General features: G+C 48.6%; 9 protein-coding genes. 8 read left to right on the top strand and 1 reads right to left on the bottom strand.

Annotation, left to right across the window (positions count from 1 at the left end; all coding sequences use genetic code 11):
• The first annotated feature begins 637 nt into the window (after positions 1 to 637).
• The 7 genes from KEF85_RS09325 to KEF85_RS09295 all read left to right on the top strand — a co-directional run bounded on the left by KEF85_RS09325 (position 638) and on the right by KEF85_RS09295 (position 19235).
• Entirely contained in the window at positions 638 to 11341 is a 10704-nt protein-coding gene (locus KEF85_RS09325; protein WP_246534842.1) for a filamentous haemagglutinin family protein, read from the top strand.
• Positions 11342 to 12074: 733 nt separating this feature from the next.
• Positions 12075 to 13850 (top strand): DUF2341 domain-containing protein, encoded by a 1776-nt coding sequence (locus KEF85_RS09320; protein WP_215579818.1) that lies wholly within the window; start codon positions 12075 to 12077, stop codon positions 13848 to 13850.
• Positions 13851 to 13853: 3 nt separating this feature from the next.
• Positions 13854 to 14258 carry an ExbD/TolR family protein gene (locus KEF85_RS09315; RefSeq protein ID WP_215579817.1) on the top strand — a complete coding sequence of 135 codons (405 nt, stop codon included), beginning with the start codon at positions 13854 to 13856 and terminating at the stop codon, positions 14256 to 14258.
• 10 nt (positions 14259 to 14268) lie between these two features.
• A complete protein-coding gene (locus KEF85_RS09310) occupies positions 14269 to 14940 on the top strand; it encodes a TonB C-terminal domain-containing protein (RefSeq protein WP_215579815.1) in 672 nt (223 codons plus the stop codon).
• Positions 14941 to 15064: 124 nt separating this feature from the next.
• Complete coding sequence (locus tag KEF85_RS09305) at positions 15065 to 16882, top strand: putative porin (RefSeq protein ID WP_215579813.1); 1818 nt, start codon at positions 15065 to 15067, stop codon at positions 16880 to 16882.
• Between the two features lie 8 nt (positions 16883 to 16890).
• Entirely contained in the window at positions 16891 to 17607 is a 717-nt protein-coding gene (locus KEF85_RS09300; protein ID WP_215579811.1) for a coiled-coil domain-containing protein, read from the top strand.
• On the top strand, positions 17604 to 19235 hold the full coding sequence (locus KEF85_RS09295; protein WP_215579809.1) for a ShlB/FhaC/HecB family hemolysin secretion/activation protein: 1632 nt from the start codon (positions 17604 to 17606) through the stop codon (positions 19233 to 19235). Before KEF85_RS09300 ends, KEF85_RS09295 begins: the two co-directional genes overlap by 4 nt.
• Positions 19236 to 19306: 71 nt before the next feature.
• Here the strand turns inward: KEF85_RS09295 and KEF85_RS09290 are convergent, their stop codons facing one another.
• Positions 19307 to 20284, bottom strand: coding sequence for a DNA-binding protein (locus KEF85_RS09290; RefSeq protein ID WP_215579801.1), 978 nt, complete (start codon positions 20282 to 20284; stop codon positions 19307 to 19309).
• Positions 20285 to 20666: 382 nt separating this feature from the next.
• On the opposite strand from KEF85_RS09290, the gene KEF85_RS09285 reads away from it, so the two are divergent.
• Positions 20667 to 21110 (top strand): hypothetical protein, encoded by a 444-nt coding sequence (locus KEF85_RS09285; protein WP_215579799.1) that lies wholly within the window; start codon positions 20667 to 20669, stop codon positions 21108 to 21110.
• The last annotated feature ends 18 nt before the right edge of the window (positions 21111 to 21128 follow it).

The raw sequence follows: 21128 nt of genomic DNA, 5'->3' as shown, positions 1-21128 counted from the left end.
GCTTTCCATTTTGAGTAGTAGCTTAGCTAAAAACTTTACCGCAAAGTTTTTAGCTAAGCTGGGACTCCTGACATGGGCTTAAAAACTCGGCTTGGGTGTATACCTGAGTCGGGTTTTCTTTTTTTACACTCAGGCCAGATATGGACTTAATTGGGATTTAACCGGCGACAGATTAAAAATCCCGGCGATTTTGCGTAGCCTCGATGAAACGCAGTGGAATCGAGGATCATCGAAGCTGATGGCCCGAAAATCACGCTTGGATGTTGTGTAGACCTTGGGTCAACTCTCTTAACAGTCATGTAGGGTGGCTTAGCCGCCAGGCAAGCCACCAAAACTTCGCAGGTGTTTGGAGTTTAGCTATCGCGAAAACACCCTGCGCAATGAGCTACGATAGTCTGTGTCATCGCGGCCCTTAGCCTCGATGCAACGTAGTGGAATCGATGGATTCGCAACTTGGCCTTAATTTTCATACCCGCTCAGGCGGGAAAGATAAGCTGGTTTTAAAACCAGTTACCAGTGGTATAACCTTTACTTAAGTAGTGCGGGCCATTTGAGTCAGCCGCTCAAATGCTAATAAGTTAAAATATCATCTATAAATCTATAGGTACTTTGCTACATGTCATCCAGTCGTTTTACTATGTTCCCATCGCCCATTTCTCAACCCAAACCCCTGGTATTAGCCATTCGGGCCTTAATTGCCAGCGGAGTGATGGCCGGAGCAGGGATCACGGCAGCGCGGGCAGAATTACCCATACCCGAGAGTCAGGTTGGAGTGACCCTGGATCATGCCACAGCCAGTAATCCTGCCCATATCGGCACGGGTGTCACCGCCTGGGAGAGCGCTAATCAACATACCTTGAATATTGACGAAGCTAAGGACTATAAATCAGCGACGGTAGACTGGAGCAGTTTTAACATCAGCGCCGGCGATAAGGTGGCTATTAATCAGGAAGCCGGCAATTCGGCAATACTGATCAATAATATTCACGACAGCAACGCCAGTAATATTCTTGGCTCATTGACCGCCAACGGTCAGGTTTATTTAATCAATGAAAACGGCTTTTTATTCGGCAAAGACTCGCAAGTCAATGTCAATTCCCTGGTGGCCAGTACCCTGGGTCTAACGGCCGAAAGCTTGCAATATGGTATCGCCGGCGCCTATAACTCAGGCAATGGCGCAGCATCTCTTAGCGGCAACGGGCAGATTTATCTGCATGACGCCAACGGTAACGTGGTGTTGGGCAGCGATAACAAGCCGGTATCAATTAAGATTACTCTGGATGGTGATAGCAGTAGTCATCGTGCCAAAATCACCACCGCTTCCGGCGGCTTGGTCTTACTGGCAGCGCCCACTATTATCAATAAAGGCGACATAGAATCACCCAACGGCCAAACCATATTGGCGGCGGCAACCGACAAAGTCTATTTACAGCAGGCCGGCAGTAGTTCGGATATCCGTGGTTTCCTGGTTGAAGTCGGCACCGGCGGGACGGTTACTAACGACAGCATTGGTAAAATACTGGCCGAAACCGGCAATGTCAGCATCATGGGTTTTGCCGTCAATCAGGACGGTATTGCTTCGGCAACCACTTCGGTGCTGTTGAATGGTTCGGTGCGCTTATTGGCCAGGGAGGGCGTGAATAGTTTTAATTCTGCCACACCTCTATTGACGGGCAAAACCACAGTGCGTAGCGATGTTAGTGGTATTGCGGCTATTGAAGGTATTGACCCCTCTCAAGTGGCCACCAGCGCCAAAGTCATTCTAGGTACCCACAGTACCACCAGTGTGGATTTGGTCAGCGATAAAACCACCACTGCGCTGGCGGCCCAAAGCCAGCCCCAATCCTCAATAGAAATCAGTGGTCATGAGGTAAATTTATTATCAGGTTCACTGGTACAGGCCCACAGTGGCAATGTTGCTATTAATGCTTTTGAGGACCCGCAGGCTCCGACCACACAAGGCACTGGCCGAGTTTATCTGGAAACTGGTAGCACAGTTGATGTTTCCGGTATCAAGAATGTGGCTGAGGCCATGAGCCGCAATATCGTCAGCCTGAAACTGCAATCTAATGAATTGCGCGATGCGCCCCTGCAACGCAAAGGCATTTTATTCGGCAAGACAGTGCAAGTGGATGTACGTGACGCCACCCTGAGTTATGACAGCAGCGGCAATCTGCTCAGCGCCAGTGTGCCAATTGCCGATATTACCGGCGCCGTGCAGCGCATTGCCGAAAATATAGACGAACGCAGCACCACTGCCGGCACCATCAATCTGACTTCAACCGGTGATGTCATCGTCAAGAGCGGCAGCACCCTGGATGTGTCGGGTGGCTCTCTGGCTTATCAAGCCGGCTATATTCAGACTACCGGGCTGGTTTCCAACGGCTCAATTTTTGATATCGGTACCGCCCCCGCCAATCGCAGCTATAGCAGCATCATCACTTTAAATACTTATCAGGCCGGCTATGTGGAAGGTAAAGCCGGTGGTACCGTCAATATTACCGGCTATGCTGCCCTACTGGACGGCACCTTGAAAGGCCAAGTCATCGCCGGGGATTTACAGCGCCAAAGTGCAGACTGGGCGGCCGGCAGCAGTTTGAATATTAATCTGGTCCCGGACGGAAGTCACGGTCAGCAGAATGTGGTGTTCAGCACTAGCGATAGTGGTCGAACTTTGGGGGCAGCCGATGCGCTGCCAACCGATGCGAACGGCAACCCCGTCGCCTTAAATCTCAACGTCAACAATTTGCATAACGCCGGATTGCTGAATACCAGCATTAAAACCGGTGGCTCATTAACCCTGTTCCAAGATACCAAGCTGCAACTGGCACCCGGCGGCAAACTGAATATCAATGCCGAAACCAGCAATATCCTGGGCAGTATTGTGATTCCCTCCGGCACCGTGAGCATCAAGCCCTTGACCAACGATACAGCCAGCGCGATTACCCTGGGTAGTTCGGCACTGATTGATGTCAGCGGTTGGTGGGTGAATGATGCGCAGGACATCCAAAGTGGTAACGCTTTGAGCCCGGTGGCCATTACAGGCGGCAGTGTTAATCTGGTTAGCGAGCAGGCCAATCTGAATTTGAAAACAGGCAGCAAAATTGATGTCAGCGGCGGCGGCTGGTTGCAAACCAATGGTAATCTCACGCAAGGCAGCGCCGGATCTATTTCCCTGATTGCCAATAGCCACGTTACTAATATAGCCGCTAATTTGCTGCTAAACGGTGAGCTGGATGCCTGGGGGTTAGCCCAGAACGGTAGTTTAACCCTGGCCAGCAGCGAGGTGTTGATAGGCAATAGTAGTGATGCCGCCAAAGCGGCCAGTAACCCACAGGCTTTGGTGCTGGATCCTGGTATATTAGCGCAGGGCGGTTTTCAAAAAGGCGGTTTTTCCAGCTATAACATCACCGCTAATCAATATGCGCCACAAGTATTAAAAAATACTGAACTTGATTTGGGTCAGGTGCTGCGCCAATTAAGTCCGACAGCCAGTCAAACCGCCACCGGCAGCCATTTGACTGATCTGACCAGTACGCCGGATTTAAGCAATTATATTTATAAACCGGTCAATTTTACTTTAACGTATGCAGAAACTGCCGATCAAAAAGCCCAGGAAGCCCTCAAGATAGGTGAAGGGGCCAAGCTCAATGAATTGGCCGCCGGCGGCAATATCACCCTGAACTCGGATATTGCCATTTGGGTCGATGGCAGTGTTATTGCGCCGGCAGGTAATATTAATCTGAATATCACTACCCCTACTGGCTCTACCGATGCTGGCTACCTGGCTTCACAATACATCTGGCTGGGGGCCAACAGTCAGCTACTGGCCGGAGGCGTGTTTGTGCCCCAATACACCAGCAATGGTCTAACCACTGGTGATGTGAAAGCTGGCGGTAGTGTCAGTCTAACCGCCAATCGCGGCTATATTGTCACTAATAAAGGTTCGTTGATTGATGTCTCGGGCACTTCCAAGACCTTGGATTTCCTGGAAACCGGTAAACATGGTACTCATGTCATCAGCAGGAATATTGCTTCATCAGGTGGCAGTATTTCGCTTGCTGCCGCAGAAGGCATACTGGCTGATGGCGGTTTTGCTGCAAAAAGTGGTGGCAATGGGGCAGCTGGCGGTAGTCTGCAACTTACTCTGGATAAAACCACGCGGGACAACTCGTCACCTGTTGGGTATATCAATCCATTCCCTGACACCATTGACCCTAGCTTAACCAGCACCCTCTATATCAGTGCCACTGATAAGACGTACCTGCCGAGCGGTTTGACCGAGAGCAATGAAATTGCTAATCAATATGCTCAAAAAGCCTATGTCAACGCCAGCCAAATCAATACCGCCGGTTTTGATTCAATTAGTTTAAAAACCGATGCCCAAGTGACAAATGGCGGCTTAAATAGTGCCATTGTGTTTGATGGTGATGTGGCTTTAACAGCCGGCAGGCAAATAATTTTGGATAGTCCCAATCTGCAGGCCAGCAACGCGAATACCGTGACGCTGAACGCGGCTTATGTGGGTTTGGGCTCCAGTTTAACCAGAACCAATGGTTCCGCTTTGCTGGCACCTGATGCGGTTGCCGGTGCTGCGACGCTAAACGTAACCGCTCAGGGTATTGATTTAATCGGCGGCCTGGGTTTTAACGGTTTTAATCAGGTTAATCTGAATAGTAGCGGTGATGTTCGCTTGCGTGGCATCGGTTCACCCAACAATAAAGATTTTCTGGGTGAACTGAATCTGGCCGGTAATCTGGATATTAAAGCCCAGCAGGTTTATCCCGCCACTTTGAGCAATTACACCATTTATGCCGGCGGTGATGTCAGCATAGAGCGTAACCCCGGTGCACCCAGCACCATCTATTCGGCTGGCGGGGTGCTGACTATTAATGCCAATAATATTTACCAGTCCGGTAAGCTGGCGGCACCGTTTGGCGAACTGATCTTAACTGCGGCTGATACACTCAGGCTGGCTGACGGCAGCTTGACCAGCGTCTCGGGGGCTGGCGCTATTATTCCGTTTGGCCTTGGTTCCGGCGGCACCGAATGGTTATATCCGGTATCCGGTGGCAATATAGTAGTGAATGCCGATAACTTGCCGCAAAAAAGCCTGCAATTGCAGGCTAAAACCATAGACTTACAAAAAGGTGCCAACATAGATTTGTCCGGCGGCGGTAATCTGTATGCCTATGAGTTTGTTACCGGGGTAGGCGGTAGTAATGACGTGCTGGATCCAACCTCCACCGGTTATAGCCAAAAATTTGCCGTGATCCCTGGCTATTATAATGCCTTGGGCGCTTACGACCCGGCGCAATCGCCTACATCCGGTCTGACGGTTGGTGAAAGCGTTTATCTGAATGGCGGCTCCGGTCTGGCGGCCGGCTGGTATACCTTGTTACCCGCTCATTATGCCTTATTGCCGGGCGCTTATCTGATTACCCCGCAAGCCGGTACCCAGGATCAGTTTCAAACCATTACCAATAGTGCTGGTATCAAAGTGGTGTCCGGCTATTACGGTGTCGCCGGTACCAGTATTGCCGACAATCGTACCCAGGGTTTTGCCGTGCAATCCGGCTCCCTGTTTACCGGTTCCCTGTCGTATAACAAGTCGGGTAATCTGGTGGTTAACAGCAATACTAAAAGCCCATCCCAATTTACCGCCTATCTGGCTGACAGTTTTTTTAGCGCCCAGGCCAGTCAAAATGGCACAGTGGTGCCACAATTACCTGAAGATGCCGGAACCCTGGGTATTATTGCCAATGCCAATTTGACTTTGGCCGCCACCTTGTTGGCGATGCCTGGGGTAAATGGTCTGGGTGGTCAGGTGGATATCGGCGGTACTTCCTTGACGGTAGTTGGTAACAGTAAAGATTTAGCCAGTCTGGGTAGTAATACTGTGGGTTTGCTGTCCAGTCAGTTGACGGCGCTGAAAGCACCTAGCCTGTTATTGGGTGGTAAGCGTTATAAAGACTCCAGCGGTCAACATTTGATTATCGAAACCAGCGATTTGACAGTGGCGAGTGATGTGGCTGGTAAAGCCAATGCACTAAGTGGGCAGGAAATTTTACTGGCCGCCAGCAACACTCTGCATATTGCCAGTGGTGCTGAAATCACAGCCACGGGTACAGCCAGCGATACCAGCACCGGCACAGTGAAGTTGGAAGACAACAATGGTACCAGTAGTGACGGTGCTTTATTGCGGGTCTCCACAGCTGGGCAGCTAAGCGTTAACCGGGATCTGCCGCTGGCCGGCAGCGGCGGGGTATTAACGGTGGAGGATGCTGCGGTATTATCTGCCAATGGTTCCATGTTGCTGGACTCCAGCCAGGATACGGTGTTTAAAGGCAGTATTAACATTAATGGCGGGGCGCTGGCTTTGAATTCCAGCAGCATTAGTATCGGTGCAGCTCCGGACAATACCCCTGGTCTGGTATTGTCCGATGCATTATTAACTTCCAGCGGCTTTAATCCCAGCGTTTTGAGTTTGCATAGCGCCAGCGATCTAAATATCTACGCAGGAGCGAATTTAAGCGGTAAAGATCTGACTGTGGATGCTGCCGCGATCAATGGCTTTAATGCGGGTGAGACGGCCAAAATTACCGCCAGCGGCACCCTGACCTTCACTAACACCAATAGCACTTCCCAGCAGACCGGTACCGGCACCGGTACTTTGCAACTGAGTGGGCAAAATATCGTGCTGGGCAGTGGTCAATATGGTATTACCGGTTTTAATACAGTTGATATCAATGCAGATCAGGCTATTAATGGTCAGGGGCAAATCATAGACGCCACCACTGGTGTTAGTTCGCTGGCCTCACCGGGCGTGTTGACTGTGGCTGGCGATGTTAATTTGTCCGCGCAGCTTTTAAGCGGCGGTAACGGTGCTACGACCACCATTAATGCCGGCGATCATCTGCTTACGATTAACTACAATAATAAGACTGTAAAAGACCTGCCGGTAGGTCTGGGTGTCAGTTGGACTATTAACGCCGGGAGCATTACCAGCAATGCCCTGTTTGATTTACCCTCCGGGCGTTTAAGCCTGAATGCCGGCCAGGGCGATATTAATATCAACAGCGGCAGTAATATCGATTTAAGTGGCCGGGAAGTGGTGTACAGCACTACCAGTAAATATTCACCTGCCGGCAGTTTGACGCTGAGTGCAGCCCAAGGCAATGTTGAAATCGCCAAGAATGCGACCGTAAACCTGGCCGGTGTGGTAAAAACGGTTAGTGGTGCCAAGCAGTTGTTAAGCAATGGCGGTACGCTGAATGTCAATACGCCCAACGGCCAGTTTGGCTGGGATGGCAGTATTGATACGCTGGGCGGCAGCACTACGACCGCCTCAGGTGTCAGTCACGGTAGTTTTACCCTGGATGTGCATGATCTCAATAACACGAGTTATACAACCCTGAATGTCGTCTTAAATAGTGCCGGATTTTCCGCCGGGCAAAGCCTGGAAATTGCCAATGGCGATATCAGCATTGATAGCGGTGCAGTGATTAACGCCCAGCAGTATGTATTAAATGTAGATCAGGGTATTGTCACTATTAACGGTACCATTAATGCCACTGCCGCCAGTGGCGGCAGTGTAACGGTTTATGGCCGCAACGGCATTACTCTCGGCAGTTCCGGTAAAATAGATGCCAGTTCCACTACGGCCGGCAATACCGGCGGCAGTGTGACGCTGGACACCGTACATAGAGACGATAACGGCACAGGGCTGCTGGATTTGTCCGCTAAGGACGGTAGCAAGGTCGGTGTGATTAATGTCAGTGGCGGCAGCGGCGGCAGCGTACATTTACGCACAGGCCGGGATGACAGCACCGACAGCGTGGCGGTTACAGCCATTTATGCCAAAATCATCGGTGCCAATGCCAGTCATACTGCCCTGGAAGCTACCCGGATTTATGATAATGTTACCAATATTAGCAGTGACAATATCAATACCTGGTTACAGGACACCAGCAGTTTTATGAATGCCAAACCGGTATTGACGGATAATTCCGGTGCCAACTTGCAGATTTTGCCGGGTATTGAGATCCGCAGCAGCAGCGATTTAACTTTGTCCAGTGTCTGGGATTTCATGAACGGCAACTGGCGTTATGCCGACAGCACAGGTGCTTTGAGTCTGCCCGGCTTTCTAACCCTACGGGCTGCCGATAATCTGAATATTAACGCCAGTATTTCAGATGGTGTGGCGACCACGCAGATTCTTGGTCAGGACACTGGTTCTCTGGCTCAAAATGTGATACAGCCGGGTTTGTCCTGGAGTTATCATCTAGTGGCTGGCGGTACAGTGAATTTGGCTGCTGATTATTTGGGGCCTGATCCGTCTGGACATCTTCACGGCAATACAACACTTACTCAAGTGGTAGTGAGAACCGGCACCGGCAGCATAGATGTTCAGGCTGGTCAGGATATTGTGTTGAATAAGGATTCTTCTAAAAAGTTGACTTCTTCGAATAACGCTTCAGCTATTTATACCTTTGGTACTACAGAGCTTTACACCCTGACTGATTTGCTGGCCGGTACGATTCCAGGTTTGCCGGCGCAACAAGCCGGCCAAAGTCTGGAAAGCTATATCAGTTCTTTAAGCCAAACCCAGCTTAATCAGGTATTGCGTTATGGTTTGTTTAGTCAGGGTACTTTGGGTTTAAGCAGCTATCCTTATGCCGAATATCCCAGCAATGGCGGTAATATCAGTTTAACTGCCGGCGGCAACATCCAGGGTCAACAGACAGGTCAACAAATCACTGACTGGTTGGTTCGCAGTGCTAGTTCTGGCTCTGCCTCTGGTCTGCAATCCACGGCTTGGGGTATCAATATCAGCGGTAACCTTGGAACTCCATCCAATATTACTAATATTTATCCACAAGGATCACGCAACTTTAATCAGAATGTGGGGGCCTTGGGTGGTGGTAATGTCACAGTGACTGCTGGTGGCGATGTGAATAATTTATCGGTGATGATACCAACTACCGGTAAGCCGCTGGGTGTGATTAGTGATGTTAATACTTGGACGCAGACCTCTACCTATGTGAATGGCGGTGGCAATTTGCAGGTCACAGCCGGACATAATATTGTTAGTGGCGAATATTATGTGGCAAACGGCAGCGGCAGTTTGACAGCGGGAGACAGTATTTCGCAAAGCCCGATAGCTGGCAGCACCAATACTATTGGTGTTATTCTGGATTTGGGCACCAGCAATTTTAATTTACAGGCACGTCAGGATGTGGATGTGGCCACGGCCATGAATCCAACAGTGCTTAAGGGTAGCAAATCTTTAGAACCTGAATTTTTTTCCTATGGTGACAATAGCAGCCTGAATATACAGGCAGTGGCCGGCAATGTGGCGTTTTTAAATTCCAACAGCAGCATTGCGGCGCTGAAGAAACTCGGAAGTGCAAGTAGCGCCGGTTTTGAATACTTTGTATATCCATCCACTTTGAAAGCTACGGCTTTATCCGGGGATATCCAAATTGATAATGCAATGACTTTATATCCGTCGGTAAACGGTACGCTGGAATTACTGGCAAACCGTAATATTGGTATGGATACCGGCTTGTTAACCAGTCAAACTGTGGCGGTTATTATGTCGGATGAAGATCCTGCCTTGTTACCCAGCATTTTAAATCCGGTAACAGATTTACAAACTCATGCCACTGCGTATCAAAAATTGATCAATACAAGCCATGCCAGTACGCTTCAGTATTTGAACAACCCTAACAAACCCCTGATTATGGCCAGACTGGGCGACATCAGTTTTCCAACCTTGGCTAACGCCAGTTTTAATTTGCCGGAAGCGGCAAATATAATTGCCGGAGGTAATATCAGCGACACCAGTGTCTACACCCAAAATCTGACTACCAACGATGTGACTTTGGTGCAGGCTGGTAAAAATATCAGTTTCGATACTAGTTATGATAGCAATGGCAGCGTCATGTCGAATACCCAGGTGATTCAGGTGGCAGGTCCTGGCCAATTGCAGGTAATTGCCGGTGGTAATATTAATCTGGGTGCCGCAACCGGTATCCAGACTGTGGGCAATGTGTCCAATTCGGCTTTACCCAGCAACGGCGCCAGTATCGAAGTGCTGGCCGGTTTATCCAGCACTATCGATTATGCCGGTTTTGTCACCAAGTATCAGGCGGTGGGGGCTTATCTGGGTCAATTACAAAATTTGGCCGGTTTAACCGCCGATCAACAGAAACAGCAGAATACCGCACTGACCAATAGTTTTCAAAGAATTATCCAGTTAAAATCTCTGACCAGTCTGGATAATGCCCAGCAGCAAGAGTTAAGCGGTTTATTGGTGCAATTGGCGCAAACCGTAAATAAACTGGAAGTCGCGGCAAACATGACGGCTAGCCAAAAAACCAGTGTTAATCAATTGTTGACCAGTTTGCTGGATGATATTGTGCAAATGCAACTTCCCGAGGCTAGCACCAATCAGATTTTAGCCACTTTGTTTGAGGAGTTTAAAGTTTCCACCTTTGCCGCCGCCATAGAACCCAACAAGCGCGCCGCCTTGTATAAATTTGGCACCGATGCGATTGACACTCTGTTTCCGGGTAGTAAATATGCCGGTGATGTGAGTCTGGTGTTTAGTCAAATCGAAACAGCAGCAGGGGGAGATATTAATATTCTTACCCCTGGTGGCAAAGTCGATGTCGGCTTGGCCGGAACTTTTTCCGGTATTAGCAAAACTGCCGATCAATTGGGTATTGTGGTGGCGGATCAGGGTGGCTTGAATATTCTGTCCAACGGTAACGTCAATGTCAATCAGTCGCGGGTATTCAGCCTGGGGGGCGGCGATATTACCGCCTGGAGCACCACCGGTAACATAGATGCGGGTAAAGGTGCTAAAGCCGCGATTTCTGCCCCAGCGCCGGTTACAACCGTAGATCCGTTAACCGGTACTGTAACCACAACCTTCCCACCGGTGATATCCGGTAGTGGTATTCAGGCTATCGGTGGCGGCAATGTCTATCTGGCTGCACCGTTTGGTATTATAGATGCAGGCGAAGCCGGGATTACCGGCGGACAGGTAGTACTTGCGGCTAATGCAGTGGTAGGGGCGCAAAATATCAGCTCAACGGTCGCCACCATCGGGGTGCCGACTGCAGTGGTGGTGCCTGTAGTGGGCGGGGCAGATAGTGCCGCAGCTTCCGCCAGCAAAACCGCCACCCAAAGTACTATGGCCGACAATAATAACAATAATGATGAATCCACCAAGCGCAAAACAGCCAGCAGTCTGTTCAGTTCTGATGTGATTGGTTACGGTAAATGTAGTATTGCCGATGTCCGGGAAGGTAAGAGTGGTTGTGGTGCTTAGCTAAGGACTGTTTTTAATGAAAGATTGCTTGTTTTGGAACAAGTTAATATTTAGGCGTGCGCATCGCTGTTGATTTTGTAGGTATATTTGTTGATATATCAACAGTAGATCAGCAGTTTCTGCTGAAATAGCAGCATTTATTATTAGGTTCACAGATAAGCTTATGATATTTGGTGGCTTTATTTGTGGCCTATTTCTTGCTTTACTTTGAATTAACGATGTGTGATTATTTCACCTGTGATGTGCCAATCTTATTTTGACGGATAGGGCGTAGGATGCGCTGAACGCAGTGATGCGCACCAATCGCGAACGATACCCCTCAAGAATCGGCACATCCTCTGGCTTTTCCGTCAAAGTAATGTTGGGCAACCACTAGAACTCGACCAATCTTATTTTGACGGATACAGAGTAGGATGCGCTGAACGCAGTGATGCATATCAATCGCGAACGATATGCCTCAAGAGTCGGCACATCCTCTGGCGTTTCCGACAAAGTAATGTTGGTCAACCAGCAGTAGTTGATCCAGTGTATTTTGACATACAGGCTAAATAGGATGTGCCGAGGTAAGGACGCGCATCAATCGCGATGGACGCGTTCCACTGATGCGATTTTCAAGCTGCTGTGTTCAGGCATCCTATGTTTTTTAGTTGCTTTGCAGGCACGACTAACGAGATTTTTGTGCAGTTTTGACTGTGTATAACGGTTTATTAATTTTCCTTTGCTTAAATTATCCATGAAAAAAAGATATTACCTGACCGGGTTGGTGGCGTTGTTGTTTCCTTTAATAGCGCTGGCCTGGTGGAATGATGAATGGAGTTCCCGGCGGCAGATCAGTGTGGATGCAGCTGCCACTGGCGCCGACATTCAGGAGACCTTAACTGATTTTCCGGTGTTGATCAGATTGCATGCTGGTAATTTTGGGTATTTTGCCGAACTGGCCGAGAATGGCCGTGATGTGCGGTTTTTGCAGGACGATAAAACCCCCTTGCATTATCAGGTCGAGCAGGTGGATGCGCTGAGTGAAATCGGTTTGGTCTGGGTACGCTTACCACAGGTGCGGGGTGGGGTGGATACCGATAATTTCTGGTTATATTACGGCAATAATAATGCGCCGGATGGTTCAGACGGTAAAAATTTATACGATACCGCTCAAAGTCTGGTGTTTCACTTTAAGGAAGGCGAGTCTCTGCCTTTAGACACCACGGCTTATTTAAGCCATGCGGTGGATTCCAAAGCGCAGATTTTGCCGGCCGGCTGGATAGGGGCGGCGGCTCAGTTTAATGGCAGTGGCGCAATTACCGTCAATCCTGCTCCACAATTGGCGATTACCCCGGAAAAAGGCTGGACCTTTTCCACCTGGATCAAGATTGATCAACCCCAAACTGCTGCCAATGTACTGTCTGCAGTGGATGGTGAAAACCGTTTGACCTTAACGCTGCAGGGCACTGCACTGAGTGCCGGTTTGGGCGCAACCGTCACTCCGGCGGCCAACCTGACCCCAGGACGCTGGCAATATGTGGCCTTAACCGCGCGGGCGGACAAATTAGAGTTGTTTGTTGATGGCCTATCGGTAGGCAGTGCGCCGCTGAGTTTGCCGGCCTTGAATCCGCTGATCCATATTGGTGATAATTTCACCGGTTTGCTGGATGAGGTGCAGATTGCTGCCACGGTGCGCAGCAACGATTGGATCAAGCTAGCGTTTCGCAGTCAAAGCCCGGATTTTTCGGTGCTGAATTTTGGTGAAGATGAGTCTAACGCCAGCAGCGATAGCCATTTCCTGGTGATAGTCCAAAACGTGACAATCGACGGCTGGGTGGTCATCGGTTTGACTCTGCTGATGCTGGTGGTGGCGATTATCGTCATGGTGACCAAAACCCTGGTCATTAACCGGATTACCAAGGATAACAAGCTGTTTCTGGAAAAATACCGGCAACTGGATCCCAGTAAGCTGGGTGAGCTGGATCAGGATGAGACCCCTGATGAGCAGGAACTGGCAGACTCTGATTTGCTGACGGCTCTGGTGGGCAAGCATGACCATTTCCAAAGTTCTACTCTGTATCATATTTATCATACGGTTATCCATGAGCTGAAAAACCTGCAGGGCGATGCCGATAGTGCGGTGTCTGCCGAAGCCTGGAATTATCTGCATGTCAAACTCGATTCCCAAATTGTGCTGGAAAGTCAGCGTCTGAATAAAAATATGGTGCTGTTGACTATTGCCATTGCCGGGGGGCCGTTTCTTGGCCTGCTGGGTACGGTAGTAGGGGTTATGATTACCTTTGCCGCGATTGCCGCAACCGGCGACGTCAATATCAACTCGATTGCGCCGGGTATTGCTGCGGCTTTGCTGGCGACAGTGGCGGGTCTGGCCGTAGCGATTCCGGCACTGTTTGCCTATAACTATCTGTTGACCCAAATCAAAGATATTACCGCCAGTATGCGGGTATTTTCCGATGAATTTCTGGCTTTACTGTCGATGCGCACGGCATCGCGCTCACGTGGAAATTAGACCATGAAAGTCGAGTCGGAAGAGAAGGTTTACGATGATATCAATATCACCCCAATGCTGGATGTGGCCTATGTACTGCTGCTGATTTTTATCATTATGACCACTGCCACAGTACAGGGTATTACCGTTAATTTACCTAAGGCCAGCAGTACGCCATCTTTATCCAAGCCTAAAACCAAAGCGATTTCAATCACACCGGATGGCACCATTTATCTGGATACCTATCCGGTTTCGGTTCAGGAGTTGGAAACCCGGTTGGCGCAGTTTAAGGCGGCAGTTCCGGATTTGCCGGTGGTGGTCAAGGCGGATGCCAGTGTCCAATATCAGAAAGTGATAGATGTGTTGGATGTGGTAACGCGTTTACAGATCAGTCAGTTGGGTCTGGTTACCCAGAAATTGGTGAAGTAGCCGGTATTTTATGAGAAATAAGTATGCGTGGTTGCGCCGGTTGCCGGTGCTGCTGGGAATTGCGGCTGCATTGTTGGTGTTTGTGGCAGTGTATTTATTGAAAGATTTTTTTCATAAAGGGCCGCAAACCAAAAAAGTGGTGCAGCAGATTACCATGATCCAGCCGCCGCCTCCGCCACCGCCGCCGCCTGAACAGAAGCCGCCTGAGCCGGAAGTGAAGGAAGAAAAGATAGAAGAACCTCAGCCTGAGCAGGAACCGGAGCCCACCCCGGAACAAGCGGATGAGCCGCCGGCGGCCGAACTGGGGCTGGATGCCGAAGGTGCCGCCGGTTCCGATGCTTTTGGTTTGGCTGCGCACAAGGGTGGCCGTTCCATTTTAGGTGGCGGCGGCGGTAATTCAATCATTTGGTACGGCGGTCAGGTTAAGCGGCAGCTTGAAGACAGTTTGCAGGATTTGCTAGCCGATACGCCGGCAGCCAAATCCAGTTATACCGTGGAAATTGATGTCTGGGTGGATGCAGAAGGGCATTTTCAACGCAGTGAGTTATCGTCCGGTAGCGGTAAGGCCGATGTCGATCAGGCTATCCGTGCGGCATTACCCAGGATCAAGGCCAGTATCGGTAAGCTGCCGCCTGAAAATATGCCGCAGCCGATCAGGATACGTTTAACGGCGCGGATTTAATTGCTACCCAAAAATACCCATTCCGTTGGCTGCCGGGTTGCACACGGAATCAAGCATGTCAGTCTGGCTATCATGCTTTTTAGGTTAATAGTTATCCCATTTTTTTCGTTTTTTAAGTAAATACATGAAAACTGTAAGTAAAACTCTGCTGTTGCTGGCCGCCGGCACCTGGTTGGCAAATGCTAACGCTGAGCAGGCCGAGGAAATTCTCAAAGTCAAAAAATCGACTTTTGTTAATCTGGTTGATCTGCTGGTGCAGCGCGGCGTGATTAATCAACAAGAAGCTTCCGGCTTGGTGACTGCGGCTCAACAGGAGGCGGCCAGCACGGAGGACGCCAGCCAGTCGCCGCAAGCAGCCAATGCTAAACCGGGTTTGGCGCCTGAGGCTGCTGGTGTTGAAGGAGTTGACGCGGCTGGGCAGCCTAAAAATGCTCTAAAAAGCAAGCACGTCAGTTATATACCTGAGTTTGTAAAAAAAGAGATTCGCGATCAGGTTCGAGCCGAGCTGAAAAGTGAAGTTGTGCAGGAGGTTAAACAGGACGCCAAATCTGAAGGTTGGGGCGTACCGGGCGCATTACCGGAATGGGTGTCTGCAATTCATCCCACCTTTGATGCCAGAGTGCGTTTCCAAAACAATTTTTTTGACAACAATAATGCTCCGGCCTATAACTATCTGAATATTAATGCATTTGGCTTGAATAGCAATAATGGTCAGGGTTTGACTACGGCTATCAGTCGTTCGCCTAATGGGCCTAATTACGGTTATCTGAACAATACTAAAAATCAGTTACTGATTCGGGAACGCTTACGGCTGGGTTTTGAGGCCAATATCGCGGATGGTCTGAAAGCTGGAGTACGGTTTGCCACCAGTAATATTTATAACCCGGTATCTAACGACCAGACTTTGGGTAATACCGGTCAGTCTTATCAGTTTGCAATTGACCGTTCCTATTTACAATACGATTATCTGGATAGCAATAAAACCAGCTGGTTCAGTTTGTACGGTGGCCGGATTATTAACCCATTTTTATCCACTGATGTGGTGTTTGACCCCGATTTGAGTTTTGAAGGGGTGGCAGGCAGTTTCCGTTTCCATATGAACGAAAACGATCCGGTGGTGCGTGGCTATAAAGCTGCCAATCCAACAGGTAGGGTAGGGATTAATCAGGGTCAGCAAACCCCGGACAGCGTATTTTTGACTTTGGGTGTATTCCCGATTCAAAGCGTGAATTTTGCCAGTACCTCCAAATGGTTGTACGCAGGTCAGCTGGGTGCGGATTGGTTGGTGTTTGGTGGTTCGCGTTTCAATATTGCCGGTTCCTATTACGATTTTGAAAATATTAGCGGTCGTTACAATTCGGCAACCGGGACTGGCCATGAGTTTGACTGGACGGCACCACAGTTTATGCAACGCGGTAACTCTATGGTGGCGATTACCGATATCAACTCGGCACATGGTACGGTTTGTACCGATTCGGTAGGCTGTTTGTTTGGTCTGGCTTCCGGCTTCAAGATTTTTAATGCCACGGCTGTTTACGATTATACCTATAGTGGTCAAACCCATGTACTGCTCACCGCAGATTATGCCAACAACCTGGGCTTTAATCAGCAGCAGATTTATGCACAATTCCATAAAAATATTGCGCCTAGAACCTCAGCGTTTCAGGTACGGCTGGATGTAGGTCGTCAGCAGATTATGCGCTTTGGCGACTGGAATATGAATTTTGCTTACCGGTATATTCAGCGCGATGCAGTGCTGGATGCCTTTACTGATTCGCAGTTCCATAATGGCGGTACTGATGCCAAAGGTTGGGTTGTGGGTACTCAATATGGCTTGGCCAAGAATACTTGGGTGAATATGCAATGGTATAGCACTGAGGCTATTGATGGGCCAAAGTATACGGTTGATACCTTGAATCTCGATGTGAATGCGCGTTTCTGAGGCCAGGTATGATATTTAATCATGTTTGTTTGAGACCAGTTATCTGGCTGTTACTGCTGGCAAATACCACTGCTTTTGCCGGTGAACCCAAATCCGGTGATGGTGGCGCGGCAATTAAGAAAGCCCAGGGGCTGATTCGCCAGTTAAGTCAGGAAAAAACGGCTCTGGAAGCCGAAAAAACCGCCTTGCTGGCCGATAAAAATCAGTTGGAAGATAAGCTCAAAGCCTTGGAAAGCACAGTAAAAAAACTCGAGCCTTTGCAGGGCGAAGTAGAACGCTATAAATCAGGTCTGGAGTCGGTAAAAACCAGTCTGGAATCACAACTTGGTCAGGAGCGCCAGCGCCAGCAGGCCTTGTTACAGAAGCATAATGATGTGGTTGGCAAGGCAAATTCAATTTTTGCTGATAATCAGTTGCTGGTACAGGCTGTTAAAGAGCGCGAGGCCTGGATTAATCAATGTTCCAGCCGTAATCAGGAATTACGTCAGCTGAATCAGGATTTACTGGCTCGTTATAAAGATAAAGGTCTGTGGCAGCATGTGCTTGAACTGGATTCAGTGACCGGTATCGGCAAAATTGAAGCAGAGTCTGTGGCTGAGGAATACCGTTATAAATTGCAGCAATTGAAGATTACTCCATTCAAAGCAGCCGAAGACAAGAGTGCTGCAGATGCCCCTGCGGAGCAGCCGGTTGAGACGCCAGCGGCTGCGGAGGCTAATCCATGAAGTTGAAGTGTTTGCCGGCTGCCTTGGCATTACTCTGCTTGAATCATACCCCGGCTATGGCTGCTGATAATGCGGTACCACCTGCTGCACCGGCCGCTGCCGCAAACCCGGTGTTTGATGTGCTGGATTTTCAGATAGACGGTAATACCGTACTGGATGATGAAACCCTGGAACGTACGGTATATCCATTTTTAGGTCCGGAAAAAACCGTTGATGATGTCGAGAAAGCACGGGTGGCGTTGGAAGAAGCCTATCGTAAAGCCGGTTATCCTACAGTAGTGGTAGCGATTCCAGAGCAGGATATCAATGCTGAGGGCAGGGTACAGATCAATGTGCTGGAAGGCCGCATTGAGACTCAGCATATTACCGGTGCCCGCTATTATGCACTGGGTAAAATCCGTGAGTCGGTGCCGGCTTTGGCTGAAGGTGTGGTGCCGCATATGCCGACCGTACAAAATCAAATGACCACTTTAGCTCAGCAGGCTCCTGATCGCACTGTCACTCCGGTATTCCGGGCCGGATCTACGCCGGGCCAGATGGAGGTAGAACTCAAAGTTAAGGATGCTGTGCCTTTACATGGTAGTGTGGAGATGAACAGCCGCAATACCAGCAATACTTCTTACACCCGCTTAATAGGTTCGTTACGTTATGATAATCTTTGGCAAAAATATCATAGCGCCTCAGTGCAATATCAGCTCGCACCCGAGGTCAGCAATCAATTAGATGTCTGGTCTGGTACTTATGTTTTGCCCACCGGTTTTTTTGACACCCGATTGGCTTTATACGGCATTAACATTAGTTCCAATACCCAGTTAGGTGCCAGTGTTGGCGGCACCACTGTGGTTGGTACTGGTTCGATTATCGGCGCCAGACTGGTTAAGCCATTGTTTAGTGAAGGTGGTGTTACTCATTCTTTGACAGCGGGTCTTGATTATAAGGATTTCGATCAGGCTGTGAATTTATTGGGTCAGGATACCGGTAAGACCAAAATTCAATATACCCGTTTTGTCACCGGATTTGACGGCAGTTGGCGAGACGAGGTTTCCACAACGACATTGAATCTGACCGCTAATTATGGCTTGCGGATATTGGGTAACGATCCCAATGAATTCAATATAAAGCGTACCGGCGCTACACCTGACTTTTTCTATCTGACCGGTGATTTTCGCCATCAACATGTGTTGCCGCTGGATTTCCGGCTGCAGACCCGCGCTCAGGGCCAGGGTAGTATGTCGCGTCTGATCAGTAATGAACAGTTCTCGGCTGGTGGTCCGTTGAGTGTACGTGGTTATCATCAAACTCAGGTGTTGGCTGATCAGGGTGTCAATCTGTCGATCGAACTGCATAGTCCCAAGCTGTTGGCCAAAGACTGGGAGTCTGCTCAGAACTTACGTGTGCTGACATTCTTTGACTGGGCAAATTTGTGGACCATGGCCCCGATTGCCCCCACATCATCCACCACCCATCTGGCATCTACCGGGGTAGGTTTGCGTACCCAGTGGTTTAAACATCTGCTGGGCGAGTTTGATTGGAGTTATCCTATTTACCAGCAAGGCAGCCCAACATCATCGGGCCATGTATTGGTTGGCCAGCAACGGGTGGATTTCCGTGTAGTGTATGAGTTCTAATGGATAAGCATTCGTATGGAGTACTCACTCCATACGAATAAAAATTACTTGGATTATCTACGGAAAATTTATCATCCCGGTCTTTCGCCCACGTCCTTCGTCTGTTTCACTATTAGTTTTTTCGGGCTTTTTTTGGCCTTCGGTTCATCGTTAACATTATGTAAGGGTAGGGCGTTTATAGTATTTGCCAGCATCTTAACATCTAGTTGTTCCATAGCTTGCTGCATGCCCTCGATTTTCCCGGCTAGATTAGCGGTTTCTAGTCTGGTCTGATCTCTTTCTGCCCGGCATTGTTTCAGTTCCAGCTCAATATCCTCATTGATTTTATTTTTATTTTGTAATTCATCGTTTAAATTCGCAATAGATTGCTTCATTCCCTCAATTTTTCCGCTTAGCTTAGCGGTTTCTAGTCTCGCCTGATCTCCATCTTCCCGGCATTGTTTTAATTCCTGTTCGATATCGGCAATTATTTTAGTTCTATTGGCTGCCTCATCTTTTGAATTCGATAACATGCTCAATAAATCCTTTCGATCATTCTTTAAGTTCTCAATTTCCAAAATCAGACTTTCTTGTGCTATTTTTTCAGCATCTGCAAAATGTTCATGTTTTTCGAGTAGCAGCTGAATTTGGTTTTCTAAATCATGATTAGCGGTTACCAATCGTTCAACTTCGGTTTCCTGCAGCTCATAGGCGGTCGCTAGTTCCTCGCGCATGAATTCCATTTCAGCTCTTTCAACATGCCAAGCGCTTTCTGCCGCTCTTATAGCCTCGTTGGCTAGCGCCTGGGCTTTACACCATAGCTCACTAATCAAATTTGTAGACGCACTATTCAATCCTTCCGGAATTGATACTGTCACTGTTTTCACCTCGCCAAGCAGATTGCGGCGCCATTCCCTCATTAACGCACTTGCCGCATTCATATCCACTCGCGCAGATCGGCGCACCTGGTCAACCGTAGGAAGCTTTGATTTTCCGTTCCCCTCATAAATTGCAGTTGCTGTTTCAAAAACCCGTGTTCGGGCTTCGCTGGCAATGTCATGGTCAATCATGGTGTTAACTCCGTATTTCTTGATAGACGCCCTATAAGATTTAATAATATGATAACGTATTATTGACATTATTTTAAATAATAATATTATTATTTTATTTATTAAGTTCGGCTATCGGAATACATTTACCCCATCACAATCAGCTTCGATCTTCTTGGCAGGTTAAGCGGCAGTTTGAATTTTACGCAAGCCTCAATCATTCGCAGCAATAGCTTCGTCTTAGGAACATCATGGCAGGCGAAAGCCAGATCCGCCTTAGGTTATGGCTATTCCTGACGCACTACTTTTATGTGCTTAAATTTACTTTTTTATACTATTTAAAGCTTGATGTTTCGTGTTAGCTGAAATATACTTTATTTAAAGCACTAGAGAGTTTATAAGCATGAAAACCTATATTTCAGTACCAATTCCCACTCATCAATTTCTTGATTTGGCTGATTTTCTTCAAAATAACCAAGACCCACGCGATCCAGTGGATATGGTGGCTTTGGCTATTGACTACTGGATGGATAATGCCAGTTGGAAGCCGGAACTTTTAATGGCGACAGATGGCCGTGGCTATCAATGGAAGAGTTTGTTCCTACCAGAGAAAACCCAAATTCGCATGCAGTACAGAGGCACTTATTTTTATGCCAAAGTGGAAAGTGATGCAATTATTTACCAGGGTAAATCAATTTCTCCTGGGCAGTTGGCAAACACAATTACTCAAAGCAATCGCAATGCTTGGCGAGACTTGTGGATCAAAAGACCTGTCGATCATGAATGGAAACTGGCCGATGATTGTCGGCGTGAACAGCTTGATTCCGGTCATCAAACTGTGGTTTGATTTGGAGATTTATGGCGA

It is taken from the genome of Methylomonas paludis (assembly GCF_018734325.1).
Lineage (GTDB): Bacteria > Pseudomonadota > Gammaproteobacteria > Methylococcales > Methylomonadaceae > Methylomonas > Methylomonas paludis.
Note: the sequence above shows the minus strand (reverse complement) of the source record. Positions and strands in the feature narration are given on the sequence as shown.